Source organism: Fulverythrobacter ferritrahens (genome assembly GCF_020539485.1).
Taxonomy (GTDB): Bacteria; Pseudomonadota; Alphaproteobacteria; order Sphingomonadales; family Sphingomonadaceae; genus Andeanibacterium; species Andeanibacterium ferritrahens.
The window spans coordinates 892848-919590 of sequence record NZ_JACDXU010000001.1 but is presented as its reverse complement, the minus strand read 5'-3'; the positions used below and the strand labels follow the sequence as shown (position 1 = coordinate 919590).

The following is a 26743-nucleotide window of genomic DNA, read 5'->3' as shown; positions in this document are numbered from 1 at the left end:
CGTTCTGAACTTGTCGAAGGACACACGCCACATTCGCGCCAAGCCCGAACGGAATCGCGTGGCCTTCGACAAGCTCAGGCCGAGCGGGCCCGGGAAAGCAGCGGATTGAATTACCGCTTCTTCCCCTGATGCCGGATATTGCCGGGCCGCCCCCGCTTACCGACCACGTGCTTGCCCTTCTTCCGGGGCTCCATCTTGGAGCCGCGCGGTTCGATGGGCGCGCTACCGCCTTCGGGTAGTTCAAACTTCAGCGCGCCGGTCAGCGGATTCGCCTCTGCCAGACGCAGCTTCAGCCGGTCGCCCATCGCGTAGATCGTGCGTGTACGTTCACCTACCAGCGCCTGGGCGGAATCGTCATAATGATAATAATCGTTCCCCAGCGTGGAGACCGGCACCAGCCCGTCCCCACCGAGGGCTATGATAGTGGCGAAGAAGCCGAATTTCTGAACGCCGGTGATCCGCGTGTCGAAAACCTCGCCTACCCGGCCGGAAAGCCATGCAGCGACATAGCGGTCGATCGTCTCCCGCTCTGCCTCCATGGCGCGACGTTCGGCGCTGCTGATCGCTTCGCTCACTCGCTCCAGATCGGCGCGATCACGGTCGGACAGGCCTGAAGTAGCGGGCAAATCGTCCTTCGGTTTCGGCTGTTCGAGCCCGAAGCCGTCCACCAGAGCGCGATGCACCAGAAGGTCGGCATAACGGCGAATCGGTGAAGTGAAATGGGCGTAGCTACCCAGCGCGAGGCCGAAATGGCCGGCGTTGCGCGGGCCGTAATAGGCCTGCGTCTGGCTGCGCAGTACCGCCTCCATGATCAGAGCCTTTTCGCTTTCGTCCGCAACGTCCTTCAACATGCGATTGAACAGGCTGGGCGTGATGACCTGACCGAGCGAGAGCTTCTTCTCGAAGGTCTGGAGATAGTCGCGCAGGGCGACCAGCTTCTCCCGGCTCGGCGGTTCGTGGATGCGATAGACTACCGGATGCGCCTTGCTTTCCAGCGCCTTGGCCGCCGCGACATTGGCCGCGATCATGAAATCTTCCACCACGCGGTGGGCATCGAGCCTTTCGCGAATGGCGATTTCGGCAATGCGGCCCTTTTCGTCCAGCACCACACGGCGTTCTGGCAGCTCCAGCTCCAGCGGATCGCGCTTGTGGCGGGCATCAGCCAGCGCATGCCAGCAGGTCCACAGGTTCTTCAGCACATCGTCGGCCGAACCGTCGTCTATGGCTGCCTGAGCATTCTCATAAGCGATGTTCTTCGCGATCCGCACGATAGCGCGGGTAAAGCGCCATTCCTTCACATTGCCGCTGGCATCGATGGAAAGATGGCAGGCCATCGCCGCGCGATCCTGCCCTTCCTTGAGCGAGCAGACATCCGCGCTGAGAATCTCCGGCAGCATAGGCACAACGCGGTCAGGGAAATAGACCGAATTGCCGCGCTTCCTGGCCTCCCGGTCCAGTTTGCCGCCGGGGCGGACATAGAAACTGACATCGGCGATGGCGACGATGGCGTTGAAGCCGCCCTTCCCGTCGGGCTCGGCCCAGATCGCATCGTCATGGTCGCGCGCATCGGCGGGATCGATGGCGACAATCGGAATATGGCGCAAATCCTCGCGCCTTTCCTCGCTCAGCGGCAATTTGGCTGCCAGCTTTGCCTCTTCCAGCGTCTCATTCGCGAAATGGAAGGGGATGCCATATTTGGCGATGGCGATCAGGCTGAAGGCCTTGGGCGCGAGCGGATCGCCCAGCACCTGCACTACCTTCACCCCGGCGCGAGGCGAGCGCCCGGCGGGTTCCGCCAGCACAAGCTGCCCGCCTTCCGCACCACCGAGATCGGCAATGGGCGAGGAATGGCGGATACGCTTGTCCACCGAGGCGAGCCAGCCCTTGCCCGATCCGTCAATCTCTACCACGCCCATCACGCTTTCATCGGCGGAGGCGAGGACTTTCATCGGATAGGCGATCCACCCGGTCTGTGTATCTTCCGTACGGGCTAGCACCCGGTCACCCATCTTGACCGCAGCCTGTCTGCCGGGGCCGCGCTTCTTTTCGATCAGGCGCAGGCGCGGCGGCGGGGCGCCATCATCGGGCGCCCAGCTGTCGGGAATGGCCAAAGCCTCCCCATCGTCGATCTCGACCACGCGAAGCACCGTAACCTTGGGCACGCCGCCCATGCGGTGAAACGCGGTCTTTTTCCCGTCGATCAAACCTTCGTCGGCCATGTCGGATAGCAGCCGCTTGAGCGCGATCTTTTCCTGCCCTTTCAGGCCGAAGGCGCGCGCGATCTCGCGCTTTCCGGCGGGTTCACTCGAGGTCTGGATAAAATCGAGAATCTGTTCCCGCGTGGGCAGGCCGGGAACGGCAGGCCTCGGGCCACGACGGACCTTCTTGGGCGAAGGCGCATTTTTTGGAGATGACATGGCCGGAATATGGGCGGGAACGTGGGCACTAACAAGGGCGTATGCCGCGACATCCCCGGTTTGCCGCGCCTTCATGTCGGCAATTCAAGTCGTTCGCCAGCCCTCGCCCGCTCTTTATCGAACGCGGCTTGATTGCGGGAACTCCCAATGGCCGCTAGTTGCCAAGGATACCAATTCTCCTGGGGACTGACACATGCATATTCAGCTCGCGGGCATTCTGCTCGCCGCGACCGCCCTTTCCGCCACTCCCGTCTCCGCGAAATCCGCCAAGCCCGGCAATGTAGTGGACTTCATGGGGCCGCTGCTCGCCACCGCGCCCGATGCGGCCACTATCGACGGCAAATGCGACCTCTACGTGAAGGAGATCGAGCGGCGGATCGCTGAGCTGGAAAATGAAACCGGCCCTGCCACGGCGAACACCAGCCTTGCCCGTTATGACGAGCTGATCGCCCTGATCGGCGGCGGGAGCGGGGAATTCACGCTCTATCAGGAAGTCATGGCGGACCAGCCCCGCCGCGATGCCGGCGGCAACTGCCAGGTGCGCCTCTCCACCCTCTCCAGCAGGATCAGCCTCTCGCGCCCGATCTATGACCGGCTGAAAGCGATCGATCCCTCGAAGGAAGACGAGGCTACCCGGTTCTATCTGAAGCAGACCCTCGCCTCGTTCGAGCGTAGCGGGGTTGCGCTGGACGATGCCGAGCGGGCGGAAATCCAGGCATTGCAGGAAAAGATCGCAGAGGTCGGCAATGAGTTCGACAGCAATATTGCGGCCGGGCAGAAATCGCTGAAGGTCGCCCCGTCAGAGCTGGAAGGCCTGCCGGAAGACTACATTGCCGCGCACAGGCCCGGCCCGGATGGTCTGGTCGAAATCACCACCGCCACTCCCGATTACGTGCCGGTGATGAGCTACGCCAAGAGCGACAAGCTGCGTCATGATTTGTCCATAATCTACAACCAGCGCGCCTTCCCGGAGAATGACGCGAAGCTGCGCGAACTGCTCCATCTGCGCCAGCAACTTGCCAACAAGCTCGGGCGCCGCAACTATGCGGAACTGGTGCTTGAGGACAAGATGGTCAACACGCCCAAGAAGGTGGAGAAGCTGCTGGAGGATATGGCCGAAGCCGCCCTGCCCGCAGCGAAGGGCGACTATGCCAAGAACCTGGCCGTGCTGCAGGAACTGCGCCCCGGCGCGACCGACATCAAGTTCTGGGAAACGGCCTGGCTCTCCCCCATCGTCCAGCAGCGCTATTATGATTACAATCCGCAGGAAGCGCGCAAATACTTCGCCTATAACGATGTGCGCGACGGCATCCTGAAGCTGACGCAGGATCTGTTCGGCGTGGAAATCCGCCGTTGGAAAACCGCCGTTTGGGACAAGGATGTGGAGCCTTACGAGGTCTACGATCAGGGCAAGCTGATCGGGCGCTTCTATCTCGATTCCCATCCCCGCCCCGGTAAATACAGCCACGCCAACATGGTGCCCCTGCGTCCCGGCATTCCGGGTAAGGCCGTGCCGCTGGGCGCGCTGGTGATGAACATGGCGAAGGGCGATCACACCACCGGCTTGATGGAACATGGTGATGTGGAGACATTCCTCCACGAATTCGGCCACCTGATCCACGGCATCTTCGGCGGCACGCAGCGCTGGTTCGGCCAGTCAGGCGTGGCGACGGAGTGGGACTTCGTGGAAGCGCCTTCCCAGATGCTGGAAAACTGGGTCTATGACTACGATACGCTCAAGACCTTCGCGAAGGACAAGGACGGCAATCCCATCCCACGCGAACTTGTCGAGAAAATGAACCGGGCGCGCCTCTTCAACGCGGGCTTCGGCGACATGCGTCAGCTGGGCTATTCCAACATCTCGCTGGAATTCCACCAGCAGCCGGTGCCGGAGAATATGGGCGACGCCGCCCGCTATTATCGCGGCGCGTTCGACCTGATCCCCACGCCGGATTTCGTGGAGATGCAGGCTGCCTTCGGCCATCTGAACGGCTATTCCGCGATCTATTACACCTATCGCTGGTCCAAGGTGATTGCGGATGATCTGTTCACCCGCTTCTCCGGGGAAGGCCTGCGCAACAAGGCGACTGCGAAGGATTATCGCGAGAAGGTTCTCGCCATGGGCGGCACCAAGCCTGCGGCCGAACTGGTGCGCGATTTCCTGGGCCGCGACATCACCCTCGATGCCTATCGCGCGGAAATGGCCAAGGCCGCACAGTAACGCGCCAATTCTTCGTCATTGCGAGGAACCGGAGATTCCGCGGCAATCCAGGCCCCAATGGGTTACTCCCTGGATTGCCACGCGGTTTTGCCGCCGCAATGACGAGCGATTATCAATAGGCCCGCGCAACCAGAATGCGTTCCACGGCCTTTTCTCCCGTGAAGATACAGGCGCTATCTGCTGGTTCCGCGCCGATCGGCACGTTGCGGATTGTCAGCTTCAAAGCCTTGAGCTGTTCCACAACCTTATCGAGCGCCTCGCCCGTGGGCTTGGACCACTGGACTTCCACCCAACCCGGATAGCGGGCATCGTCGGAATAGAAGGCGGCCAGATCATCCAGCGAGGTGACGCCGCGCGTAATGTTCGCATCGCGGCGCGCCTTGGCTTCCTCGTAAAGCGAGGACTGGATATCCGCCAGCATGGCAGCAGCATTGGCCGCGAAGTCATCGCGCGCGGTGAAGGCGAAAGCCGTCTTGCCTGCGTCGTTCCAGATCTTGTCGCGGCGCAGCACGGCAACCTTGCCTTCCGACATGTCGCGCGGGCCGACTTCGACGAGGATCGGGGCGCCCTTGCGCACCCAATCCCAACGCTTGGCAGCGGCCTTGCCCGGCGTCTTGTCCAGCAGAACGCGCACGGCCTCGCCGAGCGCCTGCTGGCTGGCCAGAGCGGCGCGCAATTCCTCGCAATAGACCAGCAGTGCAGCATCGCCATCGTCTTCGCGCAGCATCGGCACAATCACGATCTGGTAGGGGGCGATGGCTGGCGGCACGCGCAGCCCGTCATCGTCGCCATGGGTCATGATCACGCCGCCGATCAGGCGGGTGGACACACCCCAGCTGGTCGTGTGGCAGAATTGCTGGCTGCCTTCGCGATCCTGATAGCGAATGCCGGCCGCTTCCGCGAAATTGGTGCCAAGATAATGGCTGGTACCTGCCTGCAGCGCCTTGCCATCCTGCATCATCGCCTCGATCGACCAGGTTTCCTCCGCGCCGGGGAAACGCTCATTCTCGGGCTTCTCGCCCGCGATCACCGGCAGGGCCAGCTCGTCTTCCGCGCAGGCACGATACATTTCCAGCGCGCGCTTGGTCTCTTCCATCGCGCTGTCGCGATTTTCATGCGCCGTATGACCTTCCTGCCAGAGGAATTCGCTGGTCCGCAGGAACATGCGGGTGCGCATTTCCCAGCGCACGACATTGGCCCATTGATTGGTGAGCAACGGCAGATCTCGCCAGCTCTGCACCCAGCGCGCCATGGCATCGCCGATGATCGTCTCGGACGTGGGGCGAACCACCAGTGGCTCTTCCAGCTTCGCATCGGGATCGGGCACCAGCCCGCCCTTGCCATCGGCAATCAGGCGGTGATGGGTAACGACCGCCATTTCCTTGGCGAAACCTTCCACATGCTCCGCTTCGCGCTCGAAGTTGGAGAGCGGGATGAAGATCGGGAAATAGCAGTTCTGCACCCCTGCAGCCTTGATGCGGGTATCCATCAGGCGCTGGATGCGTTCCCAGATGCCATAGCCCCACGGCTTGATGACCATACAGCCACGCACACCCGATTCCTCGGCAAGATCGGCGGCGGAAATGACTTCCTGATACCATTGGGCGAAGTCGTCGGTGCGTTTGACCGACAGGGCATGGCGGATTGCGGACACGTGTGTTGCCTCTGGATTGATGTCGCGCCGCCCTTGCCCCAGCACACAGCTTTCGACAAGCGCGGCCTGCGCGGTTGTTCGGCGGTAAAACCCGCCCAGCGCCCCCATAGGCACCGGGCCGGATCGGATCAGCTGCCGAGGGAATCCAGCTTCTTCTGGATTTCGGCCATCTGCTTGCGCAGCAGGGCCAGTTCGTCCTCGGTCTTGGCCTGAGGGGCCGTCGGCGCGGATTCCTGCTCGGCAGCGGCCGAGGCATTGGGCATGAATGCCGCCGCAGCAGCCTTGAACATAGCCATGTTGGTTTCAGCCATCTTGGCAAAAGTATCGCCGCCCATGGACTGTTTGAACACATCCTGCAGCTTGCGCTGGTTAGCCTGGAAGTTCTCCATCGTGGCTTCCAGATAATGCGGCATCAGGGCCTGCATAGAATTGCCATACATGGAAATAAGCTGGCGCAGGAAGCTGATGGGCAGCATCTGTTCGCCCCCGCTCGCTTCCTCCTCCATGATGATCTGAGTCAGGATGGAATGGGTGATGTCAGTGCCCGTCTTGGCGTCGAGCACCTGAAATTCCACACCTTCACGTGTCATCTTCGCAAGATCGTCAAGCGTGATGTAGCTTGAAGAACTCGTATTATACAGCCGCCGGTTTGCATATTTCTTGATTATTACCGGCTGGTCCGAGCCCCCTGCACTCTTGGCCATTGCATCACTCCCTTTTGAGCCCTTTCGCACACTTAGCACTTGCAGCAAGTGCGGTGCAACATGAATGCAATAGACTAGATTCGCGCAAACCGGCGGCCGATAACCGTCAGCAATTCATATTGGGACAGGTCGGTAATTGCCGACGCCTGAGGCAGATCATAGGGCACATCGACCCAATCGCCTTCGCGGACATCCGGCGCCGCCTCCAGATCGACGACGACCATATCCATCGAGATCTTGCCAAGCAGCGGCAGCCGCACACCCTGATGCAGCAGGAAGCCTTCATTGCCCCAGCAACGCAGGAAACCGTCCGCATAACCGAGCGAGGCCACCCCGACGCGCATCTGGCGCTGGGCAGTGAAGATGGCGTTGTAGCCAACGGTATCGCCCGGCTGGATGGTCCGCGTCTGGAGGATGGCCGCCTGCGGATAGGCAACCTGGCGAATCTGCCCATCCAGCGCGGGACAAGGAATACCGCCATACAAAGCGAGGCCCGGGCGAGTTAGGTCGAAGCCATAACGCGTCCCCAGGCTGATGCCGGCACTATTGGCAAGGCTGCGGCGACGCGAGGGGACTTGCGCGCAAACCGAAGTGAAGCGCGCGAGCTGCGTCTCGTTCAGCGCGCTATCCTCATCCGCCGAAGCGAGGTGAGACAGCAGAACGTCGATCTCCAGAGCAGCGATCAGGGGATCACCTGTCTGATCCATCGGCAGGCCGAGGCGGTTCATGCCCGTATCGACCATCAGGTCGCACGGGCCTCCCCCGGCATCAATCCATAGATGCGCCTGATGCAGGCTGTTGATCACGGGCTTCACGCCCGTCGCCTTCGCATAGGCGGCATCCTGCGCCGTCAATGGGCCGTGCAACACGGAAATCTGCCCAGCGGGCGCATGGGCCAGCACCGCCGCCACTTCGCACCAATGAGCTACGAAGAAGTCCCGCGCGCCTGCAGCCAGCAATACGGGAACGGCCTCTGCCGCACCCAGGCCATAGGCGTCCGCCTTTACCGCAGCACCAGCGCGGGCATCGCCCGACAGGCGATCAAGCGCGCGCCAGTTATAGGCCAGTGCATCACGGTCGAGACGAAGACGGAGAGCTCTGGGCGGCTCGGGAGGCAGGTCAGGCAGTTTCGTTTTCCTCGAAGTCACGTGGCGGACCGGACGGGATGCCCCAGATCCCCACGATCAGCGCGATAAATACAAAGCCCCATGTATACCAGAGCCCGGAATAGACATCCCCGGTTCTGGCCACGATATAGCCCGCGATCACGGGCAGGAAACCGCCAAAATAGCCCGCCCCGATATGATAGGGGATCGACATCGAGCTATAGCGGATGCGCGCAGGGAACATCTCGGCCAGCAACGCGGCGACCGATCCATAATTCATGGCGGAAAGGAAGCCGAAGAACAACAGCACGCCGATGATGCCGATGCTGCGCAGCAAACCCGGATGCTGGACGGAAAAATCATAACCGGCAGTGCCCAGCGCCTGTTCCAACTGCGCCTTGCGTGCAGTGCCGTCTTCCCAGTCGAACCCATCGATTGCGACCGGCATGTTCCCCGCCCGCAATTCGAGCGCAGGCGATGCCGAAAGCGTATAGGGAACACCCGCTGCGGTGAGGTCGGAGATCAGCTTGCCGCACTCGGTTTTCTGGGTATTCGCGAAGGGATCGTAAGCGCAATCCGGCCCCGAGACGACGACGGGCGCCGCGCTGGAAGATTCTATCAGGCCAGGATTGGAAATCGCCCCCAGCGCCCAGAAGGCGGGGAAGATCGTCAGCAGGATCAGGGCATTGCCCCATATGATGGGTTTCTTGCGGCCCGCCCTGTCCGACCATTTGCCCACGAACAGATAGAAGCTCATGATGATAGGCCCGGCGACCAGGATCAGTGCTTCCACCGTGGTCGAATTCACCCGCATCGGCCCCTTGAGGAAGGACAGGCTGGAGAAATAGGCGGCATAGAAGATCGTCGTCAGGCTGCCGGTTATGCCGAACAAGGCCACGAAAATGCGTTTCTTGTTGCCCGGATAGGTGAAGCTTTCCTTGAAGGGATTGGCCGAAGTCCGGTTCTCTGCCTTCATGGCGCGGAACACCGGGCTTTCATTCAGTTTCATGCGCATCCACAGCGAAATCGCGAGCAGCAGGAGCGATACGAGAAACGGCACGCGCCAACCCCATTCAACAAAGGCATCGCCCGGGATCAGCAGACGGCACGCCAGTACCACGCCAACGCTCAGCACGAAGCCGCCCACGACGGCCGCCTGGATGAAGCTGGTGTAATATCCGCGTTTTTCGGGCGGACAATGTTCCGCCACATAAACTGTCGCGCCACCATATTCCCCGCCAAGGGCCAGCCCCTGCAGGATGCGGAACAGAAGCACGATCAGTGGCGCGGCGACACCGATGGTTTCAGCCGTGGGAATCAGTCCCACGCCAGCCGTTGCAATGCCCATCAGGGTGACGGTAACGAGGAAGGTGTATTTGCGGCCAAGGCGGTCGCCCAGGAAGCCGAACAATATCGCGCCAAGCGGGCGAAAGCCGAAGCCCACGGCAAAACCCGCCCAGACGAGCAGCATTTGCAGTGTTTCATTATCGGATGGGAAGAATGCCTTGCCAACCAGCGAGGCAAGCGTGCCGTAGATGAAAAAATCATACCACTCGAACACCGTACCGGCGCTCGACGCGGCGATAACCATGCGAATTTCCTTCGCGCTGGGTTCGCCAGCCACTGCATCACTTCCAGCTATTGCCGTATCGACTGTCGCCATTGCCCCTGCCCCTCTTCCGGCCCCCGCCGGGTTTCTGTGCAGGCCCTAGACGTTCGCCCGCGCAGAAGAAAGAGCCGCCAATGCCGCTTGCCATGGCAACATCATCGCGCCGTGCCGACCGGGAAAGCTGCGCGCGGCCTCAATCGCCCCGATACCGGGCCAATCCGGCAAGGAACCGTTGCCTGCAAGCCAATCCTCCATCGCCCTGGCGGATGCCTCAATGTCCTCGAAGGTCTTGCCCTTTGCTGCAGCAGCAAAAATCGCAGCACTCGCCTGCCCCACTGCGCAGGCGCGTGCGCGCAAGCCGATTCCATCGATACGCCCCTGCCCATCGAGCAGCAGCCCCATGGCCAGAGTGCTGCCGCAGCTCCGGGAGCGGGACTCCCCCGACAAGGGCAAATCCTCAGCCCACGGGTAATCCGCGAGGCGAAGGGTCAAGGCGAGGAGGTCTGGCGTATATAGCCGGTCAGCGGAGCTCATTTCATTCGCCATCTATCACCGCATCCGAGGCCTTGATGTCGACCTGGCGACTTTCGATCATTTGTACCAGCGCATCGGCCCCCGCATTCACTGCCGGATAGGTTCGCGCCTGGGTAATCCAGTTCGGACGGCCCTGAATCCCCCAGATCTTGTCATAGCCCAGCACAAGCAGGCTGAACGCCAGTACGGCAATGATCCCGCCTTTCACCATTCCGAAGCCGAAGCCCAGCACACGGTCCACGGGCCCCAGAAGCGAATTGCGCGAACTTTCCCCCAAGCGGCCGGCGATCAGCTTCATTCCGGCGTAGGGAATGAGCAGCAGCAACGCGAAAGCCAGAACCGCAGCCCCCGACACGCTGTGGATATAGGTCATCAGCTGACTGGTCAGGTGGGTGTGCAGGTAATGGATCGCGAAAAGCGAAAGCAGCCACGATGCAAGTGAAAGCACCTCCTGCACAAAACCGCGCAGGAATCCGCCGACGGCTGCTACCCCGATGATTATCAGGACGATGATATCGAAGCCCGTCATTGCCGCGAGAATTATGCGCTGCCCATCACCCGGTCAACGAGATTGGATACACGTTTCAGCGGTTCATAGCGCAGAGCCTTCGGACTGTCGCAGCCATCCGGCCCGAAACCCCGGTCAAAACCAAGCTTCAGGGATTCTCGCAGGCGCACCCCGCCATGGGCGACCGAGCGGACCTCGCCCGCAAGGGATATCTCGCCGAACCACGCACTGCGCGATGGCAAGGGCTTGTCCGCCAGTGCCGAAACCAGCGCCGCCGCTACAGCCATGTCGGCTGCCGGATCGGCAAGGCGATATCCGCCGGCCACATTGAGATAGACCTCGCAGGAGGAGAAACTGAGCCCGCACCGTGCCTCCAGCACTGCCAGCAGCATGGCAAGACGGCTGGAATCCCAACCGACCACGGCCCGGCGTGGCGTGGCGCCGGATTGCAGCCGGACGATCAGCGCCTGGACTTCCACCAGCACCGGGCGCGTCCCCTCCAGTGCCGGGAATACCGCGCTGCCGGCCAGCGGTTCCTCATTGCCCGAGAGGAACAGGAGCGAGGGATTGGCAACCTCTTCCAGCCCCTGCCCCGCCATTGCGAAAACACCGATCTCATCCACTGCGCCGAAGCGGTTCTTCAAGGCGCGCAGGATGCGATACTGATGGCTGCGCTCCCCCTCGAAGCTCATCACCACATCCACCATATGCTCCAGCACGCGGGGGCCCGCGATCGATCCATCCTTGGTGACATGCCCCACCAGCACCAGCGCGACATCGTTCTCCTTGGCATAGCGGATCAGTTCAAAGGCACAGCCGCGCACCTGGCTGACCGTGCCGGGCGCGCCTTCTATCTGATCGGAATGCATCGTCTGGATCGAATCGATCACCAGCAGGGCTGGCGGCGCCATGCCGCCCAGCGTGGTAAGAATATCGCGCACAGAGGTGACGGAAGCGAGCCGAATCGGAGCATCCGCCAGCCCCAGCCGGGCCGCCCGCATCCGCACCTGCCCGGCAGCTTCCTCACCGCTGACATAAACCGCATCGCCCCCGTTCCGCGCAATCTGCGCCGCTGCCTGCAACAACAGGGTGGACTTGCCGATACCCGGATCACCGCCCATCAGGATAGCTGAACCCGGCACGAGCCCGCCGCCCAGCGCGCGATCAAACTCCGCCAGCCCGGTGGCGCGGCGGACCGGCATCTCCGCCGGCACATCCAGCGCCACGAAATCGACCTTGCGCCCGCCGCTCGAAAGATCATGCTTCTGCGAGAACACCGTGGCGGGAGCTTCCTCCACCAGAGAGTTCCATTCGCCGCAATCGGCGCATTGCCCCTGCCAGCGATGGGAAGTGCTTCCGCAAGCCTGGCAGACATATCGACGTTTGGGTTTGGCCATAAATACGCGATATACAGAACATAAGTGGAACGCAATTGCCTTCCGCTTCCCTTGCCGCCAAACAGGGCACCATGCGCCAGAAGGAACTCCGTATCGCGCTCATCTGCTACGGCGGCGTCAGTCTGGCCGTCTATATGCATGGCGTGACCAAGGAAGTGTGGAAGCTTACCCGGGCAAGCCGGGCATTCCACGCAGGTGACACCTCGCTGAACGGCAGCGAGGCGATCTATCTGGAAATGCTTCAGCATTTGGGCGCGGAGCAGGATCTTGCGCTGCGCATCATGCCTGACATTCTGACCGGGGCCAGCGCGGGCGGCATCAATGCCGTGTTTCTGGCTCAGGCCATTCATTCCGGCCAGTCGCTCGAACCGCTTACCGAATTGTGGCTGGACCATGCCGATGTGGATCGTCTGCTCGATCCCGAGGCGCGCCTGTGGACCTGGATCGCGAAATTCTGGGCTCCGCCCGTTGTCGAATTCCTGTTGAGCCGCCCGGGCAGTGCCGTGAACGAGAGTGTGGCACCCGAAACCCGGCGGCAGGTGCGCAAGAAGCTCGGGCGGTTCGTGCGATCCCGCTGGTTTGCCCCGCCATTTTCGGGAATCGGATTTTCCGGCCTGATCGCAGATGCACTGCAGGCGATGGAAAAAGCTCCTGCAGGCTTGCCGCTGTTGCCGCCGGGCCATCCGCTGGACCTGTTCGTCACCGCTACCGATTTCGGAGGCTATGTCGAATTGCTGCGGCTGAATAGCCCGTCGGTGGTTGAAGAAAGCGAACATCGACTGCCCATCGGTTTTTCAGCACGGATTCCGGCAGAGGGGGGGCAGCCGCTGGCGCATATGCTGGAACTGACGCTGGCGGCACGTTCCACGGCCAGCTTTCCCGGTGCCTTTCCGCCACTGAAGCTCGCTGAAATTGACGAACTGGCCCGCCGCCGCAAACTGGAGTGGCAAAGCCGGGAGCAATTCATCGAACGGGTAATGCCGGGCCATACGCGCCAGCATGATGCCGAAAATGTCTCGTTGATCGACGGTTCCGTTCTGGTGAATGCGCCATTTTCGGAAGCGATGAATTCATTGCAAGGGCGCCCTGCCCAGCGCGAAGTGGACAGGCGCTTTGTCTATATCGATCCACGTCCGGATCGTATCGGGCGGCGCGCACGTGAACGGGGGCAGGATGTCGGCTTCTTTCGCGCAATCGTAGGCTCGATCTCGGTGATTCCACGCGAGCAGCCCATTCGCGACAATCTGGAACAGATCGCGGCCCTTTCACGCGAGGCGGAGCAGATGCAGCTTATCGCCGCTTCCCTGCGCCCTGAGGTGGAGCGCACGGTAGACCAATTGTTTGGCCGCACCTTTTTCATGAACCGGCCGACACCCAAACGGCTCGCATCCTGGCGCGCAAAAGCGCAGCAGGCTGCGGCGGAGCAGGCTGGATATGCCTTCCATTCCTATGCCCAGACGAAGCTGGCGGGGATTGTTGACCGCCTTGGCCAACTCGTTTTCGCCTGCGCTCCCGGCCTGTTATTGCCAGATTCTGCACCGATCGAGGAAGCGCTGCGCACTGAATTGCACAAGCGCGGCCTTGCCAGCCTGATGGATCCATCAGGCGGCGCCAGCGAGCAGGCGATCGCATTCTTCCGCAAGCACGACATCGGCTTCCGAATTCGGCGCCTGCGCCTGCTCGCAAGGCGCCTGACTCACGATTGGGAAGATGATCCCGAAGTGCCCGAGGCCGCACGAGACGCCGGAAGAGATGTGGTCTATCGCGCTCTGGCGCTCTATTTCGATCGGGAAGGCCCATCCTTTCCCGGCGAACAGTTCGTTCCGATTGCCGAGCAGGTTCTCCACAATCCGGGGGGCGTGCTTGATGAGGTAGCGCGTCTGCGCGACCTGGAAGATCTGGACGTTGCCGTGGAAGCCATGTTGGCGGAGGCGCTGGAGGCCATGCCCAAGCCGCTGCGGCGGCGCATCCTGTTCGCCTATCTCGGCTTCCCGTTCTACGATGTCGCCACGCTGCCTTTGCTGCGCAACGAAGGCTTTACCGAGTTCGATCCGATCAAGGTTGACCGTATCTCCCCTGATGATGCCGTTTCCATTCGCCAAGGGGGCACATTCGCGACCTTGCGCGGAGTGGAATTCTATAATTTCGGGGCCTTTTTCAGCCGCGCCTATCGCGAGAACGATTATCTCTGGGGACGCCTGCACGGGGCCGAACGCATGATCGATCTGACATGTTCTGCTGTTGAGGGAATAGTTGACGAACAGCTCATAATAGATTGGAAACGAAGGATTTTCCGGTCCATCCTTGACGAGGAAGAATGCCGCCTGACCACCGATCCCGCATTGATCCCCACGATCCGGGCCGAAGTGATGGAGCGACTAAGGGAAGGAACACCTATTTACTGAAACGCCGGGCCAATGCCTCTGCCGCGGCCATGGAATCTGCCCAGGTAATGTCGAAAGCATCCTGCTCGCTGAAGAAAGGATCGGCGATGGAATCGCCTTCGCGACCGGGCACATTGTCCAGCAACAATTCCAGTTTTGCCTTCGGGCCATCGGGCACCATGATGCGCAGCGACATCAGTACGCCCTGATCCACCGCGAAAATATGGGTGAACCGCATGAAATCATCTGGAGTGACCCGGCGGGCGCGATGATCGGAAAGATCGACCCCATGCTTGCGCGCCACGATCAGCGAACGCTCATCGATAGGCTTGCCGATGTGGTAGGACGCGGTTGCCGCGGATTCGACATGGATTTGGAGACCGTCCCGCTCTACCACTTGCCGCATTGCCGCTTCAACGAGCGGAGAACGGCAGATATTACCAAGGCATACAAATAGCAGAGCGGGGCGTTCATTCATAAGGTTTGACTAGCGTCACTCGGTCAGATCGTTCCACGCATTTTTCAGGCGATCGAAGAAACCTGCACTTTCGGGACATTCCTCACCGGTTTCCGTCTCCTGGAATTCCCGGAGCAATTCCTTCTGGCGAACCGAGAGGCGGGTTGGCGTCTCCACCTGGACTTCCACCACCAGATCACCGCGCCCGCGCCCTTGCAGAACCGGCATACCGGCACCGCGTTTGCGCAATTGCTTGCCGGACTGGATTCCCGCCGGAATGTCGATCGAATGATTTTCTCCGTCGAGCCCTGGAATGCTGACACAGCCGCCCAGCGCCGCAGTGGTGAAACTGATCGGCATCCGGGTGAACAGCGTGGTCCCTTCCCGCTCGAATACCGGATGGCGCGCTACATGCACGAAAATGTAGAGATCGCCCGGAGGCGCGCCATTCGGCCCAGCCTCACCCCGGCCTGACAAGCGGATGCGCGTGCCGTTATCGACGCCCGGAGGAACCGCGACTTCAAGGCGCTGAAGCCGATCGGTCCGACCTTCGCCCCGGCAGTGCTTGCAGGGGCTTTCAATCACCTGCCCGCTGCCATGGCAGGTCGGACAGGGACGTTCGATCACGAACAGGCCCTGCTGCGCACGCACCTTGCCGCGGCCGCCACACAGGTTGCAGGTCCGCCGCCCCGTGCCCGGCTCGGCTCCCGTGCCGTCGCAGGGTTCGCAGGAAACCGAAACCTCTACTTCGATTTCCGTATCCTTGCCGTGGAACGCTTCTTCCAGCGTCACCTGCAAGTCATAGCGCAGATCCGCGCCGCGACGAGGGCGCTGACGCGCCCCGCCTCCAAAACTGCTGCCGAAGATGGTTTCGAAAATATCACCGAGATCGCCGAAATCGGCGCCGGGACCACCACCGTACCCGCCAGAACCACCCTGCTGAAACGCGGCATGACCGAAACGATCATAGGCCGCGCGCTTCTGCGGGTCTTTCAGGCAGTCATAGGCTTCATTGATAGCCTTGAAGCGAGCTTCAGCTTCGGAATCGCCAGGATTGCGATCCGGGTGATATTGCATGGCGAGTCGGCGGTAGGCGGTTTTGAGAACCTTCTCGTCCGCCGTCCGCTCCACCTCGAGCAGTTCGTAATAATCGATGTCGGTCGACATAGCCCCGTCCCGATAAATCTAGCCGCCGCCGACGCGGGATGCATCAGCGGCGGCCAGCATTTCCATCAGGCCATCAGCCCTTGTTGTCTTCGTCGACTTCCGAGAATTCGGCGTCCACCACTTCCTCGTCACCCGAAGATGCGTCCGCGGCGCCCGACGGAGAAGCGGCCGAAGCCTGTTCCTTCTCGTAGATCGCCTGGCCCATCTTCATGGCCACTTCGGTGAGCGCCTGGCTCTTGGCATTGATCGCAGCAGCATCGCCGCTTTCAATCGCGGTCTTTGCTTCGGCAATCGCAGCCTCGATCTGGCTCTTGAGATCGGCGTCGATCTTGTCGCCATTTTCTGCAAGCTGCTTCTCGGTCGCGTGGACGAGGCTTTCTGCATTGTTGCGTGCCTCGGCCGCTTCACGGCGCTTCTTGTCTTCCTCGGCGAACTTCTCGGCATCGCGGACCATCTGGTCGATGTCGGAATCCGAGAGACCACCCGAAGCCTGGATGCGGATCTGCTGTTCCTTGCCAGTGCCCTTGTCCTTCGCGCTGACGTTCACGATGCCGTTCGCGTCAATGTCAAAGGTGACCTCGATCTGCGGCACGCCACGCGGAGCGGGCGGAATGCCGACGAGGTCGAACTGGCCGAGCAGCTTGTTGTCCGCCGCCATTTCACGCTCGCCCTGGAAGACGCGAATGGTCACCGCCTGCTGATTGTCTTCGGCAGTCGAATAGACCTGGGTCTTCTTGGTCGGGATCGTGGTGTTGCGGTCGATCATGCGGGTGAACACGCCGCCCAGCGTCTCGATGCCCAGCGAAAGCGGGGTAACGTCGAGCAGCAGCACGTCCTTGACGTCGCCCTGAAGCACGCCCGCCTGAATGGCAGCGCCCATGGCCACGACTTCATCCGGGTTCACACCGGTGTGCGGCTTCTTGCCGAAGAACTTTTCAACGACTTCGCGCACCTTGGGCATGCGGGTCATACCGCCGACCAGCACCACTTCGTCGATCTCGCTGGCCGAAACGCCGGCATCGGCCAGAGCCTTCTTGCAGGGTTCCAGTGTACGCTGGATCAGCTTGTCGACCAGCTTTTCCAGATCGGCGCGCGTGATGGTTTCCACCAAGTGGAGCGGCGTGGTGTTGCCGCCTTCCATGCGCGCGGTGATGAAGGGCTGGTTGATTTCGGTGGTCTGCGCGCTCGACAGTTCGATCTTGGCCTTTTCGGCGGCTTCCTTGAGCCGCTGCAGGGCGAGCTTGTCGCTGCGCAGGTCGATGCCTTCCTTGTCCTTGAACTTGTCGGCCAGATATTCGACGATCGCGCCGTCGAAATCTTCACCGCCCAGGAAGGTGTCGCCATTGGTGGACTTCACCTCGAACACGCCGTCGCCGATTTCCAGCACCGAAACGTCGAAGGTGCCGCCGCCAAGGTCATAGACGGCGATGGTCTTGCCATCTTCCTTCTCGAGGCCATAGGCCAGCGCGGCCGCGGTCGGCTCGTTGATGATGCGCAGCACTTCAAGGCCCGCGATCTGGCCGGCGTCCTTGGTCGCCTGGCGCTGCGCGTCGTTGAAGTAGGCCGGAACCGTGATGACCGCCTGAGTGACGGTTTCGCCGAGATAGCTCTCGGCCGTTTCCTTCATCTTCTGGAGAATGAAGGCGGAAATCTGCGAAGGCGAATAATCCTCGCCGCCGGCATTCACCCATGCGTCGCCATTCTTGCCCTTCACGATGGTGTAGGGAACAAGCTCGGTGTCCTTCTTGGTCACCGGGTCATCGAAACGGCGGCCGATAAGGCGCTTCACCGCGAAAACGGTATTATCCGGGTTGGTCACCGCCTGGCGCTTTGCCGGCTGTCCGATCAGACGTTCGCCATCCTTGGTGAAAGCGACGATCGAGGGCGTGGTGCGCGCCCCTTCAGAGTTCTCGATAACCTTGGGCTTGCCCCCATCCATCACTGCAACGCAGCTATTGGTCGTACCCAGGTCGATCCCGATAACTTTGGCCATGTATTTCCCATCCTGTGCTTCATGTTGGACACCGCGCTGTTCGCTTCCCCCTTGAGGCAAAGCGGTTCGGCGGCTCGTTCACAGGGGCGATATAGGAGCGGTTTTCCTTGGCACAAGAGATAGTGACGACTAGAAATTTGACGAAAGTCCGTAAGGAAAGATCTGATGAAATCCATTCGCCTGACCGCCATTGCCCTCGCCTTTGCCGGGATCAGCCTTGCCGCCTGCCAGCAGGAGGCGGCTGAACCCACGCAAGGCGCCTCTCCGGCCGCTCCCGAAGCACCGGCGGGCATTGCACTGGCCAATGGCGTGCTGGTGTTGCCAGCCGTGAAGGGCAATCCGGGCGCGGTCTATTTCGATATCGCCAACAAGAGCGAAAGCGATGCCTCCATCGTGGGCGTGCATGTGGATGGCGCGGGCAGCGCGATGATGCACCAAACCATGACGGTGGACGGCATGAATTCCATGAAGGACATGTCCGAATTCGTCGTGCCCAAGGGCGGAAGCGCCGGTTTCAAGCCCGGTGGCAATCACATCATGGCCATGGAACTGGACGATAGGCTGAAGCCCGGTTCGTTCACCGATGTCACGCTCACTTTCACCAATGGAGACAAGGCGACCTTCTCGGCAGAGATTCGCGCCGCGGGGGATGTACGCTGAACCATGGCGGCACGATTTGCCCGGCGGGTGGCGAACGACCGCTGACGCCGGGGGAGATTGCCCTCGCCCGCTCGATATTCGGCGATGCAATCCATTATGGCCCGGTGCGGATCAGGCGCCGCAAGTGGTTTCCGTTCCAATTGCGCAGCGTGGTAATGGCCCCGCGCGGCCACCTGCATTTCCATCCGCAGGGTCAATCCTATTGCGATGACTTCGCCAGTGCGCCGCTCAGCCGGCAGGGCCTGTTCATTCATGAAATGGCACATGTGTGGCAGCACCAGCGGGGCGTTTTTCTGCCTTTGCAGCGGCATCCTTTCTGCCGTTACGCTTACGCGCTGAAACCTGGCCAACCCTTGACCGCTTACGGGATCGAGCAGCAGGCAGAAATCATCCGCCACGCCTTTCTGCTGCGCAATGGCACGGCACTTCCCGGCGTGACGGACGCAAAAGCCTATGAAAGGCTGGTCGATTTTCCCGGCACTGATTCTTAGCGGCGATCGCGGCAGCGCACTTCATATTCGCGCCCGCGGCTGTCCCGGCGATAGCATTTGCCTTCCTTCTCGATCAGCGCACCACCTACGGCGCCTACGCCAGCGCCAATAGCGGCAGATTCGGCAACGTCGCCGCCGCGCAAGGCACCCACGCCAGCCCCCACCGCGGCGCCGGCCAGAGCGCCTTCACCGGCATAATTGGTTGAACAGGCCCCGATAGCGAGAGCGGATGCGAAGATCACGGGAACGAAAGGCAGTTTCCTTGTCATGTCACTGGTTCCTCTTTCACCCCTGTTCATGCCCTTGAACAATCAACGACTTAGGCAAGCTAAGGGTTGCACGGCCTATCGTATTTCTGCGCTACCTTGCCCCGCAGGTGGCGGTCCCGGTTGCGATGAAGGGCCTGCTGCGGCCATATGCTGCGCAAAACAAAATGCCGGAGAGCCCTGAAATGCCGCATGACGTCGATCATTCCGCCATCCTCGATCGCCTGGCCGCCACGCGCGGCGGGGTACGCAACAGCTTCACCGACCTCGACCCCACCCGCATCGCCCATCTGATCATCGACATGCAGAACGGCTTCATGGAAGAAGGCGCGCCGGTGGAAGTGCCTATGGCACGCGACGTTGTGGATAATATCAACCGGATTTCCGCTGCCCTGCGCAAGGCAGGCGGACACAATATCTTCGTGCGCTTCACCACGCCACCCGAAGGCTCGCCAAGCTGGTCGAACTTCCATTTTCGCATGGGGCCGGGCGCACAGGCCCATCGCGAAGCCTTCACGCCCGGAGCGCATTACTGGCAGCTATGGCCGGAGTTGGATATCGCGGAGGATGAACTGGTGATCGAGAAACAGCGCTTCAGCGCCTTCACTCCCGGCACTTGCGACCTCAACGCCACTCTTCGCGAGCGTGGGATCGATACGGTGCTGATCAGCGGCACGCTTACCAATTGCTGCTGCGAGAGTACCGCCCGCGATGCCATGCAGCACAATTACCGGGTGCTGGTGGCCGCCGATGCCAACGCCGCCCTGAGCGACGAAGAACACGCGGCCACCCTGCACAATATGGCCTTCGTCTTTGCCGATCTCTATTCGACCAGAGAGATCGAGGGCCTCTTTGCGGTGGATTGAAACCTCAGTCCGGCTTCTTCGCAACTGCCACCATCGCCGGGCGCAGCAGGCGATCCTTGATCATGTAGCCGGCCTGCATTTCCTGCACCACAGTGCCGGGCTCTGCATCGGCACTTGGCACCTGGATCATGGCCTGGTGCTGATTGGGATCGAGCGGAAGCCCCATGGCCGCGATCCGGCTGATACCATGGGCGGCAAAAACCTTGTCGACCTCGCGCTGGGTCGCCTCGATACCGGTGATGAAGCTTTTGAACTTCTCGTCCTCGCGCATCTCGGCGGAAACCGCATCCAGTGCGCGGGAGAGATTATCTGCAATGCTCAGAATATCGCGCGCAAAACCGGTAACGGCATAGGCCCGCGCATCGGCGATATCCTTCTCAAGCCGACGGCGGACGTTCTGCGTTTCGGCCTGAGCATAAAGGACGCCCTGCTGCGCAGATGCCAGTTCTTCCTGCAATTTGCCTAGTTCGTCGAGGATGCTCTCACCCTCACCGCCATCGAGCAATTCTTCCGGAACTCCTGCCAGTTCCGCGGCTGCAGCATCGTCAAGCGGCTTCTTCTTGTCATCGTTCATCGTCATTATCTGTCTGTTCTAGCCGATCAATTTACCCAGAGACTGAGCTGTGAAATCCACCATGGGGACGACGCGCGCGTAATTCAACCGCGTCGGGCCGATCACCCCCACTACACCGACCACCCTGCCCTCGCGATCACGATAGGGCGAGGCGATCACCGAAGAGCCTGAAAGCGCGAAAAGCCGGTTTTCCGAACCGATGAAAATCCGTGTCGATTCCGCTTCACGCGCGCTTTCGAGCAATTGCGCGATCGATTGCTTATTCTCAAGATCGTCCAGCAACTGGCGCACACGCTCGATATCGCCCAGTGCGGTTTCGTCCAGCAATTTTGCCTGACCGCGCACGATCAGCACCGGGCGCCGCGCGGCATCCTCGCTCCAGATGGCAAGGCCACGCTCCACAAGATCGCGGCTCGCCTCGTCAAGTGCTGACTGGCCTGAGGAAATCTCGGCCCGCATCGCACGCACTGCTTCCGCGAGGGTCCGTCCCGCCAGGCGCGCGGTGATGAAATTGGTGGCCTGCTCCAGAACAGTGGGCGGCATGCCGGCGGGCAAATGGAGCACCCTGTTCTCGATCTGGCCATCCTCCCCCACCAGCACGGCCAGCGCGGTGGTGGGCGAGAGTGGGACGATGCTCATCTGCGCCAGCGTCGGCTCGCGACTGGGCACCATGACCACCCCGGCAGCAGCGGAAAGATCGGAAAGAATGGCGCTCGTAGCCTCAAGAGCCTGCTCGATCGGACCAGGCTGAGCCAGTCGCCGTTCGATTGCGGCACGTTCTTCCGCGCTCGGTTCGGCTACCTGCATCATCCCGTCCACAAACAGCCGCAGGCCAAGTTCAGTGGGCATACGTCCCGCGCTGGTATGCGGGGCAGCCAGCAGGCCCAGCGACTCAAGATCGGCCAAAACCGAACGGATGGAAGCTGGGGAAAGGCTGACCCCGCTTTCCTGTGCAAGCGCCTTCGAGCCCACGGGAAGCCCGCTCGTGAGATAGCCTTCCACCACCAGGCGGAATATCTCACGAGCACGTGTGGTCAGTTCAGTGACGGGAAGCGTCTTCATCACGCCCCACATTTAGGGAGACTTGCCCCCGCAATCCAGAGAGGAGGTGTACTTGCTAGGCAGTAAACTCATACAGGCCTAGCCATCCTGCGGTTCATATTCGAAGCGATTCTGCTTCGTCCCCACCAGATCATCGAGCGGTAGTTCCTTCCAAGCACCATACAGGTCGGGCTGGATCTTCTCTGCTTTGGGTTCCGCACAGCCGAGATACCAGCTCAGCGCGTCGGCTCCGCTCTCTTTCTGCCAGGTTACCCTCACGCTCGGACTATCCGTGCGCACGGGCACCGAGCAATTGTCATAGCCATATTCCACCACCCCCTGCGGCCGGAATGCTTCGATCCGGGCAAGGAAGGCCTTCACCTGATCCGGCGTGGCCGTGAACGGATGCTCTCCTTTGGCTGCAACGAAGCGCGTGCCGGTGAAAGTCCCGCTGCCATCCGCATTCAGCGTGAAGGAAAAGATCGGGCAGGAACCGAAACAGGCGGTTTCCTCAAAGGTGACCGTCTCGGGCGCCGTGCTTTCCTGCACGGGAGTTGTTGCGCACCCTGCAAGCAGAAGGGTTGCGGCGAGGGGAATCCATTTACTCGACACGCGGGTAATTCCTTTCCGGTACGAATTCAGGCCCCTTGCGGAAATGGCTGTGGCATCGTGAACACTTGCTGGCTAGGGGGACCACACAGTCCAACGGAGTGATTTATGCGACCTTCCGGCCGCGCGATCGACGAGATGCGCACTATCGAAATCCAGACCGGTTTCACCAAGCATGCGGAAGGATCGTGCCTGATCTCTTTCGGAGAAACCAAGGTGCTGGTTACCGCCAGCGTGGAAGAACGCCTGCCGCCATGGCTCAAGGGCAAGGGCGAAGGCTGGGTAACGGGCGAGTATTCCATGCTGCCCCGCGCCACTCACACCCGCGGTCAGCGCGAGGCGGCCAAGGGCAAGCAATCCGGTCGTACCCAGGAAATCCAGCGCCTGATCGGTCGCTCGCTGCGTGCGGTGGTCGATCTCAAGAAGCTGGGCGAACGGCAGATCACCGTCGATTGCGACGTGATTCAGGCCGACGGCGGCACACGCACCGCCTCTATCTCCGGCGCATGGGTCGCCCTGCGTCTGGCGGTCAACAAGCTGATGGAACAGGGGCTGGTCAAGGAAGACCCGATCATCGGCAAGGTGGCGGCGATCAGCTGCGGGATTTTCAAGGATACGCCGGTTCTGGATCTCGATTATATCGAAGACAGTTCCGCCGATGCCGATGCCAATTTCGTGCTGATCGAAGGCGGCCAGATTGCCGAAGTGCAGGCCACTGCGGAAGGCGCGACCTATGACGAGGAAGGGCTGCTGCGCCTGCTGCGCCTCGCCCGTATCGGCTGCGATCAGATCTACGCAGCTCAGGAAAAGGCTGTGAAGTGACGCGCAGGCTCACTTCCGGAAAGCTGGTTATCGCCACCCATAATGCGGGCAAGCTGCGGGAAATTTCCGCATTGCTTGCCCCTTATGGGCTGGAATGCGTCTCAGCCGGGTCGCTGGGCCTGCCCGAGCCTGAAGAGACCGGCACGAGCTTTGTCGAGAATGCCCTGATCAAGGCACGGGCCGCTGCGGATGCAAGCGGCATCGTCGCCTTGGCAGACGATAGCGGGTTGTCGGTGGATGCGCTGGGCGGCCGCCCGGGCGTCTACACCGCCGACTGGGCCGAACGGCAATGGTTCGAAGGCGAGCCGGGCCGTGACTGGTACATGGCTATGGGCAAGGTGGAAGGCATGCTGGCCGAAAAGGGGCCTGACACTGCGCGCGATGCGGCATTTCATTGCGTTCTGGCGCTGGCATGGCCTGACGGGGAAAGCGCGGTCTATGAAGGCCGCGTCGGAGGAACTCTCACCTGGCCGCCGCGCGGAACCATGGGTTTCGGCTATGATCCGGTGTTCGTGCCGAGCGGATTTGACCAGACTTTTGCCGAGATCGCGCCGGAAGAAAAACATCGCATCAGCCATCGTGCCGATGCCTTCGCCAAGCTGGTGACGGATCAGTTCCACTGATCCGTCCGGGCACTCAGCGGCCCACTTTGCTGCCGAACCAGTTCCCGGCGGGCCAATAGCGGCAAACCAGCACATCCCGGCCCCTTGCCGTCGCCAATGCGCAGCCGACCTTGCGCGTGTCCGGCCAGATAATCTGGGTGTAATGCGCCACGTCCTGCCATCTGTCGGTCGTGGAAACGTCAGGGAAAGTGCCGGGGCGGAAATCGCGCTTCTCCCCGGTGAAGGCGCCCATCATATGGGCAAAGGAATAGAAGCCGGCCGTTCCCATCCACAGGTTCTCGCCGGTTCCCTCCCGATCTGACCACAATGAATGGCGCAGTCTGCCGTCCTTTGCCAGCTTGCGTGCCCATTCGTCCGCCTGCTCGGAAAGCTCCGCGCTCCATTCCAGCCTCAGCAGGCGCTCGGCATCGCGGGCGCGATTGTGAAGGATCAGGAATTCCGCCGCTTCGCTTCCCGCAAGGGGACTCGCGGCGGCAGGAGCGGTGGTAGCCAGTGCTATTGAGAGAGAAAGGATTCGAGCCATCTTCATGGTGGAAAGCTTGACTCCCGGCGCTTAATGCTTGCTGAAAAGCGGAATGGCGCGCGCGCTCTACATTCATTGGCCCTTCTGCCTCGCCAAGTGCCCCTATTGCGATTTCAATTCGCATGTGCGGGACCGGATCGATGTGGAAATCTGGCGCAAATCCTTGCATTGCGACCTTCGCCATGAGGCGGAGCTGGCGAGCGGGGAGCGGCTGGAGAGCATCTTTTTCGGAGGGGGAACGCCCTCACTGATGGCTCCCGAACTGGTTTCCACCCTGCTGGAGGAGGCAGAGCGCCTGTGGGGCTTCGCACCGGGTATCGAAATCACGCTGGAGGCCAATCCCAGCTCGGTCGAGGCGAGCAAATTCAAGGATCTGGCGGCGGCCGGTGTCAACCGCGTGTCGCTCGGCTTGCAGTCACTGGACGACGATGCGCTCAGATTTCTCGGCCGGCTACACGATAGCTCAGAAGGGCTGAGCGCGCTGTCAACGGCGCAGAACGCGTTTTCGAGGGTCACTTTCGACCTCATCTACGCACTGCCCGGTCAGACGCCGGAGCAATGGCAAAGGATGCTCGAGAGGGCATTGTCATTCGGCACCTCTCACCTCTCGCTCTACCAACTGACCATCGAGCCGGGCACGCGTTTTGCCACCATGGTGCGGCAGGGCAATTTCACTCCGCTGGATGACGATGCGGCTGCCGACCTGTTCACGCTTACCCGCGAGATCACTGCCGCGGCAGGCCTGCCCGCCTATGAGATTTCCAACCATGCCCGCCCCCGCGAGGAGAGCCGCCATAATCTGACCTATTGGCGTTATGGCGATTATGTCGGCATCGGCCCCGGCGCCCATGGCCGGCGCGGCGGAAAGGCGACGGTGCGGCATAAAAAGCCCGAGAACTGGCTTTCCGCCATTGAGAGCCAAGGCCACGGCATAGCGGAAGAACGCGTGCTGGGCCTGAACGAGCAGGCCAGCGAGGCGCTGCTGATGGGCCTGCGCCTTGCCGAAGGGATCGACCTTCAGGCGCTTTCCGCCCGCTTCGGCATTGCTCCCGATGCGCTGGTGGATCAGGCGCGGCTGAACTTCTATTCCGCTCAAGGGCTGGTCAAAAAACAGGGACCGCGCATCATCGTGACGGAGGCCGGGATGCCCCTGCTCGATGCCCTGCTGGGAGAACTGGTTCCGGCAGACCTCGTCACCGCATGACCAGCCGGGGCGACATTCTGGAGGCCTGGCACCACCATCTCACGGAAGGCCGCCGCCGTTCGCCGCATACCGTTCGCGCCTATGTAGCCAGTGCCGCCCGCCTGCTGGATCAGCTGGGCGAAACCGACTGGCCCTCCCTCGCCCGGCTGGAAGGCGCCGCATTGCGCCAGCAACTGGCGGCGCGCCGGGCAGACGGGATCGGCAATGTCTCCGCCGCAAGGGAGCTATCCGCGCTCAAGACATTCATCGCCTTTGCACGAGAAAAGGCGGGGCTGCCCGATGCCGCCGCGCCGCGCCTGCGTGGGCCGCGCATCAAGAAGGGCCTGCCCCGCCCCGTAACGCCCGATGAAGCGCTGAACCTTGCCGAAACGGTGGACGAGGATGCCAGCGAGGGCTGGATCGGCACGCGGGACCGGGCGGTGCTGTTGCTGCTCTATGGCGCAGGCCTGCGCATTTCGGAGGCGCTTTCGCTGAAAGGGGCCGATCTACCCCTGGGCGACAGGCTGGTCATCACTGGTAAGGGCCGCAAGCAGCGCGTCGTCCCGATCCTGCCCATCGTCGGGCAGGGCGTTTCCGCCTATGTCGAGCAATGTCCCTGGCCCATCGCCAAGGACGACCCCGTTTTCCGGGGAGCCAAGGGCGGTCCGCTGTCGCAAGGCATGGTGCAGAAAGCCATGGCGCGTGCGCGCCAGTCCCTTGGCCTTCCCGCCACCGCAACGCCCCACGCGCTCCGCCACAGCTTCGCGACGCATCTTCTGGGCGCAGGCGTCGATCTGCGGAGCCTCCAGGAATTGCTCGGCCATGCGAGCCTCGGTTCCACCCAGATCTATACGAAAGTTGACGCAGCCACCTTGCTGGACACCTACCGCAAGGCTCATCCTCGCGAGCGGGATTAGCCCTGGTAATTGCGGAG

The 26743-nt window shown here is 61.6% G+C and carries 25 protein-coding genes; 9 read left to right on the top strand and 16 right to left on the bottom strand.

All coding sequences use genetic code 11. The features are described 5' to 3' along the window. Nucleotides 1-110 precede the first annotated feature (110 nt). Entirely contained in the window at nt 111-2417 is a 2307-nt protein-coding gene (gene rnr, locus H0274_RS04485) for a ribonuclease R (protein WP_226793268.1), read from the bottom strand. A 193-nt stretch (nt 2418-2610) separates the two neighbouring features. Between rnr and H0274_RS04480 the strand changes: the two genes are divergently transcribed. After that, entirely contained in the window at nt 2611-4638 is a 2028-nt protein-coding gene (locus H0274_RS04480; protein WP_226793265.1) for a M3 family metallopeptidase, read from the top strand. 112 nt (nt 4639-4750) lie between these two features. Here the strand turns inward: H0274_RS04480 and proS are convergent, their stop codons facing one another. The 7 genes from proS to radA form a co-directional block, all read right to left on the bottom strand. After that, complete coding sequence (proS, locus tag H0274_RS04475; RefSeq protein WP_226793262.1) at nt 4751-6292, bottom strand: proline--tRNA ligase; 1542 nt, start codon at nt 6290-6292, stop codon at nt 4751-4753. 128 nt (nt 6293-6420) lie between these two features. Further along, a complete protein-coding gene (gene phaR, locus H0274_RS04470; protein ID WP_226793259.1) occupies nt 6421-6996 on the bottom strand; it encodes a polyhydroxyalkanoate synthesis repressor PhaR in 576 nt (191 codons plus the stop codon). A gap of 74 nt (nt 6997-7070) precedes the next feature. Continuing rightward, complete coding sequence (alr, locus tag H0274_RS04465) at nt 7071-8144, bottom strand: alanine racemase (protein ID WP_226793256.1); 1074 nt, start codon at nt 8142-8144, stop codon at nt 7071-7073. Further along, on the bottom strand, nt 8116-9765 hold the full coding sequence (locus H0274_RS04460; RefSeq protein WP_226793254.1) for an MFS transporter: 1650 nt from the start codon (nt 9763-9765) through the stop codon (nt 8116-8118). Before H0274_RS04460 ends, alr begins: the two co-directional genes overlap by 29 nt. Before the next feature lie 45 nt (nt 9766-9810). After that, nucleotides 9811-10158, bottom strand: coding sequence for an iron-sulfur cluster assembly scaffold protein (locus H0274_RS04455; protein ID WP_319018199.1), 348 nt, complete (start codon nt 10156-10158; stop codon nt 9811-9813). A gap of 88 nt (nt 10159-10246) precedes the next feature. Next, nucleotides 10247-10774, bottom strand: coding sequence for a CvpA family protein (locus tag H0274_RS04450; RefSeq protein WP_226793248.1), 528 nt, complete (start codon nt 10772-10774; stop codon nt 10247-10249). Between the two features lie 11 nt (nt 10775-10785). Then, nucleotides 10786-12150, bottom strand: coding sequence for a DNA repair protein RadA (gene radA, locus H0274_RS04445; RefSeq protein WP_226793245.1), 1365 nt, complete (start codon nt 12148-12150; stop codon nt 10786-10788). Nucleotides 12151-12221: 71 nt separating this feature from the next. On the opposite strand from radA, the gene H0274_RS04440 reads away from it, so the two are divergent. Next, nucleotides 12222-14555, top strand: a complete 2334-nt coding sequence (locus tag H0274_RS04440) for a patatin-like protein (RefSeq protein WP_226793242.1) — start codon at nt 12222-12224, stop codon at nt 14553-14555. Here H0274_RS04440 and H0274_RS04435 read toward each other — a convergent pair. The 3 genes from H0274_RS04435 to dnaK all read right to left on the bottom strand — a co-directional run bounded on the left by H0274_RS04435 (nt 14545) and on the right by dnaK (nt 18151). Then, nucleotides 14545-15012, bottom strand: a complete 468-nt coding sequence (locus H0274_RS04435; protein ID WP_226793240.1) for a low molecular weight protein-tyrosine-phosphatase — start codon at nt 15010-15012, stop codon at nt 14545-14547. The genes H0274_RS04440 and H0274_RS04435 overlap by 11 nt on opposite strands. Before the next feature lie 15 nt (nt 15013-15027). Next, nucleotides 15028-16158: a molecular chaperone DnaJ gene (gene dnaJ, locus H0274_RS04430; RefSeq protein WP_226793236.1), complete on the bottom strand. Its 1131-nt coding sequence runs from the start codon at nt 16156-16158 to the stop codon at nt 15028-15030. Between the two features lie 73 nt (nt 16159-16231). Then, the gene (dnaK, locus tag H0274_RS04425; protein WP_226793233.1) at nt 16232-18151 is read right to left on the bottom strand and encodes a molecular chaperone DnaK; all 1920 of its coding nucleotides are present in this window, start codon (nt 18149-18151) and stop codon (nt 16232-16234) included. 165 nt (nt 18152-18316) lie between these two features. On the opposite strand from dnaK, the gene H0274_RS04420 reads away from it, so the two are divergent. Together H0274_RS04420 and H0274_RS04415 are read left to right on the top strand one after the other, a co-directional pair. Further along, the gene (locus H0274_RS04420; RefSeq protein ID WP_226793230.1) at nt 18317-18811 is read left to right on the top strand and encodes a copper chaperone PCu(A)C; all 495 of its coding nucleotides are present in this window, start codon (nt 18317-18319) and stop codon (nt 18809-18811) included. Between the two features lie 14 nt (nt 18812-18825). Further along, nucleotides 18826-19302, top strand: coding sequence for a vgr related protein (locus tag H0274_RS04415; protein WP_226794435.1), 477 nt, complete (start codon nt 18826-18828; stop codon nt 19300-19302). Here H0274_RS04415 and H0274_RS04410 read toward each other — a convergent pair. Beyond that, nucleotides 19299-19571, bottom strand: a complete 273-nt coding sequence (locus tag H0274_RS04410; protein ID WP_226793228.1) for a hypothetical protein — start codon at nt 19569-19571, stop codon at nt 19299-19301. The two genes, H0274_RS04415 and H0274_RS04410, sit on opposite strands and share 4 nt — an antisense overlap. A gap of 182 nt (nt 19572-19753) precedes the next feature. Here H0274_RS04410 and H0274_RS04405 point away from each other — a divergent pair, with 182 nt between their 5' ends. Further along, nucleotides 19754-20434, top strand: coding sequence for a cysteine hydrolase family protein (locus tag H0274_RS04405; RefSeq protein ID WP_226793226.1), 681 nt, complete (start codon nt 19754-19756; stop codon nt 20432-20434). Between the two features lie 4 nt (nt 20435-20438). Here H0274_RS04405 and grpE read toward each other — a convergent pair whose 3' ends face one another. From grpE to H0274_RS04390, 3 genes are all read right to left on the bottom strand, one after another. Beyond that, on the bottom strand, nt 20439-21008 hold the full coding sequence (gene grpE / locus H0274_RS04400) for a nucleotide exchange factor GrpE (RefSeq protein ID WP_226794434.1): 570 nt from the start codon (nt 21006-21008) through the stop codon (nt 20439-20441). Between the two features lie 18 nt (nt 21009-21026). Beyond that, nucleotides 21027-22070: a heat-inducible transcriptional repressor HrcA gene (gene hrcA / locus H0274_RS04395; protein ID WP_226793223.1), complete on the bottom strand. Its 1044-nt coding sequence runs from the start codon at nt 22068-22070 to the stop codon at nt 21027-21029. Between the two features lie 78 nt (nt 22071-22148). After that, nucleotides 22149-22598 (bottom strand): DUF6438 domain-containing protein, encoded by a 450-nt coding sequence (locus tag H0274_RS04390; RefSeq protein ID WP_226793220.1) that lies wholly within the window; start codon nt 22596-22598, stop codon nt 22149-22151. Nucleotides 22599-22766: 168 nt separating this feature from the next. On the opposite strand from H0274_RS04390, the gene rph reads away from it, so the two are divergent. Next, nucleotides 22767-23480 carry a ribonuclease PH gene (gene rph / locus H0274_RS04385; protein ID WP_226793217.1) on the top strand — a complete coding sequence of 238 codons (714 nt, stop codon included), beginning with the start codon at nt 22767-22769 and terminating at the stop codon, nt 23478-23480. Further along, nucleotides 23477-24103 carry an RdgB/HAM1 family non-canonical purine NTP pyrophosphatase gene (gene rdgB, locus H0274_RS04380; protein ID WP_226793214.1) on the top strand — a complete coding sequence of 209 codons (627 nt, stop codon included), beginning with the start codon at nt 23477-23479 and terminating at the stop codon, nt 24101-24103. Before rph ends, rdgB begins: the two co-directional genes overlap by 4 nt. A gap of 13 nt (nt 24104-24116) precedes the next feature. Here the strand turns inward: rdgB and H0274_RS04375 are convergent, their stop codons facing one another. Then, nucleotides 24117-24632 (bottom strand): CAP domain-containing protein, encoded by a 516-nt coding sequence (locus H0274_RS04375; protein ID WP_226793211.1) that lies wholly within the window; start codon nt 24630-24632, stop codon nt 24117-24119. A gap of 46 nt (nt 24633-24678) precedes the next feature. On the opposite strand from H0274_RS04375, the gene hemW reads away from it, so the two are divergent. Both hemW and H0274_RS04365 read left to right on the top strand, forming a co-directional pair. Then, nucleotides 24679-25830, top strand: a complete 1152-nt coding sequence (gene hemW, locus H0274_RS04370) for a radical SAM family heme chaperone HemW (RefSeq protein WP_226793207.1) — start codon at nt 24679-24681, stop codon at nt 25828-25830. Continuing rightward, nucleotides 25827-26726 (top strand): tyrosine recombinase XerC, encoded by a 900-nt coding sequence (locus H0274_RS04365; RefSeq protein ID WP_226793204.1) that lies wholly within the window; start codon nt 25827-25829, stop codon nt 26724-26726. Before hemW ends, H0274_RS04365 begins: the two co-directional genes overlap by 4 nt. The last annotated feature ends 17 nt before the right edge of the window (nt 26727-26743 follow it).

What these genes read in the sequence shown, in the direction of transcription:
- rnr (WP_226793268.1), bottom strand. Translation starts at nt 2,417, where the DNA reads ATGTCATCTCCAAAAAATGCGCCTTCGCCCAAGAAGGTCCGTCGTGGC.
- H0274_RS04480 (WP_226793265.1), top strand. Translation starts at nt 2,611, where the DNA reads ATGCATATTCAGCTCGCGGGCATTCTGCTCGCCGCGACCGCCCTTTCC.
- phaR (WP_226793259.1), bottom strand. Translation starts at nt 6,996, where the DNA reads ATGGCCAAGAGTGCAGGGGGCTCGGACCAGCCGGTAATAATCAAGAAA.
- H0274_RS04460 (WP_226793254.1), bottom strand. Translation starts at nt 9,765, where the DNA reads ATGGCGACAGTCGATACGGCAATAGCTGGAAGTGATGCAGTGGCTGGC.
- H0274_RS04450 (WP_226793248.1), bottom strand. Translation starts at nt 10,774, where the DNA reads ATGACGGGCTTCGATATCATCGTCCTGATAATCATCGGGGTAGCAGCC.
- radA (WP_226793245.1), bottom strand. Translation starts at nt 12,150, where the DNA reads ATGGCCAAACCCAAACGTCGATATGTCTGCCAGGCTTGCGGAAGCACT.
- H0274_RS04440 (WP_226793242.1), top strand. Translation starts at nt 12,222, where the DNA reads ATGCGCCAGAAGGAACTCCGTATCGCGCTCATCTGCTACGGCGGCGTC.
- H0274_RS04435 (WP_226793240.1), bottom strand. Translation starts at nt 15,012, where the DNA reads ATGAATGAACGCCCCGCTCTGCTATTTGTATGCCTTGGTAATATCTGC.
- dnaJ (WP_226793236.1), bottom strand. Translation starts at nt 16,158, where the DNA reads ATGTCGACCGACATCGATTATTACGAACTGCTCGAGGTGGAGCGGACG.
- dnaK (WP_226793233.1), bottom strand. Translation starts at nt 18,151, where the DNA reads ATGGCCAAAGTTATCGGGATCGACCTGGGTACGACCAATAGCTGCGTT.
- H0274_RS04420 (WP_226793230.1), top strand. Translation starts at nt 18,317, where the DNA reads ATGAAATCCATTCGCCTGACCGCCATTGCCCTCGCCTTTGCCGGGATC.
- H0274_RS04410 (WP_226793228.1), bottom strand. Translation starts at nt 19,571, where the DNA reads ATGACAAGGAAACTGCCTTTCGTTCCCGTGATCTTCGCATCCGCTCTC.
- H0274_RS04405 (WP_226793226.1), top strand. Translation starts at nt 19,754, where the DNA reads ATGCCGCATGACGTCGATCATTCCGCCATCCTCGATCGCCTGGCCGCC.
- grpE (WP_226794434.1), bottom strand. Translation starts at nt 21,008, where the DNA reads ATGAACGATGACAAGAAGAAGCCGCTTGACGATGCTGCAGCCGCGGAA.
- hrcA (WP_226793223.1), bottom strand. Translation starts at nt 22,070, where the DNA reads ATGAAGACGCTTCCCGTCACTGAACTGACCACACGTGCTCGTGAGATA.
- rph (WP_226793217.1), top strand. Translation starts at nt 22,767, where the DNA reads ATGCGACCTTCCGGCCGCGCGATCGACGAGATGCGCACTATCGAAATC.
- H0274_RS04375 (WP_226793211.1), bottom strand. Translation starts at nt 24,632, where the DNA reads ATGAAGATGGCTCGAATCCTTTCTCTCTCAATAGCACTGGCTACCACC.
- hemW (WP_226793207.1), top strand. Translation starts at nt 24,679, where the DNA reads ATGGCGCGCGCGCTCTACATTCATTGGCCCTTCTGCCTCGCCAAGTGC.
- H0274_RS04365 (WP_226793204.1), top strand. Translation starts at nt 25,827, where the DNA reads ATGACCAGCCGGGGCGACATTCTGGAGGCCTGGCACCACCATCTCACG.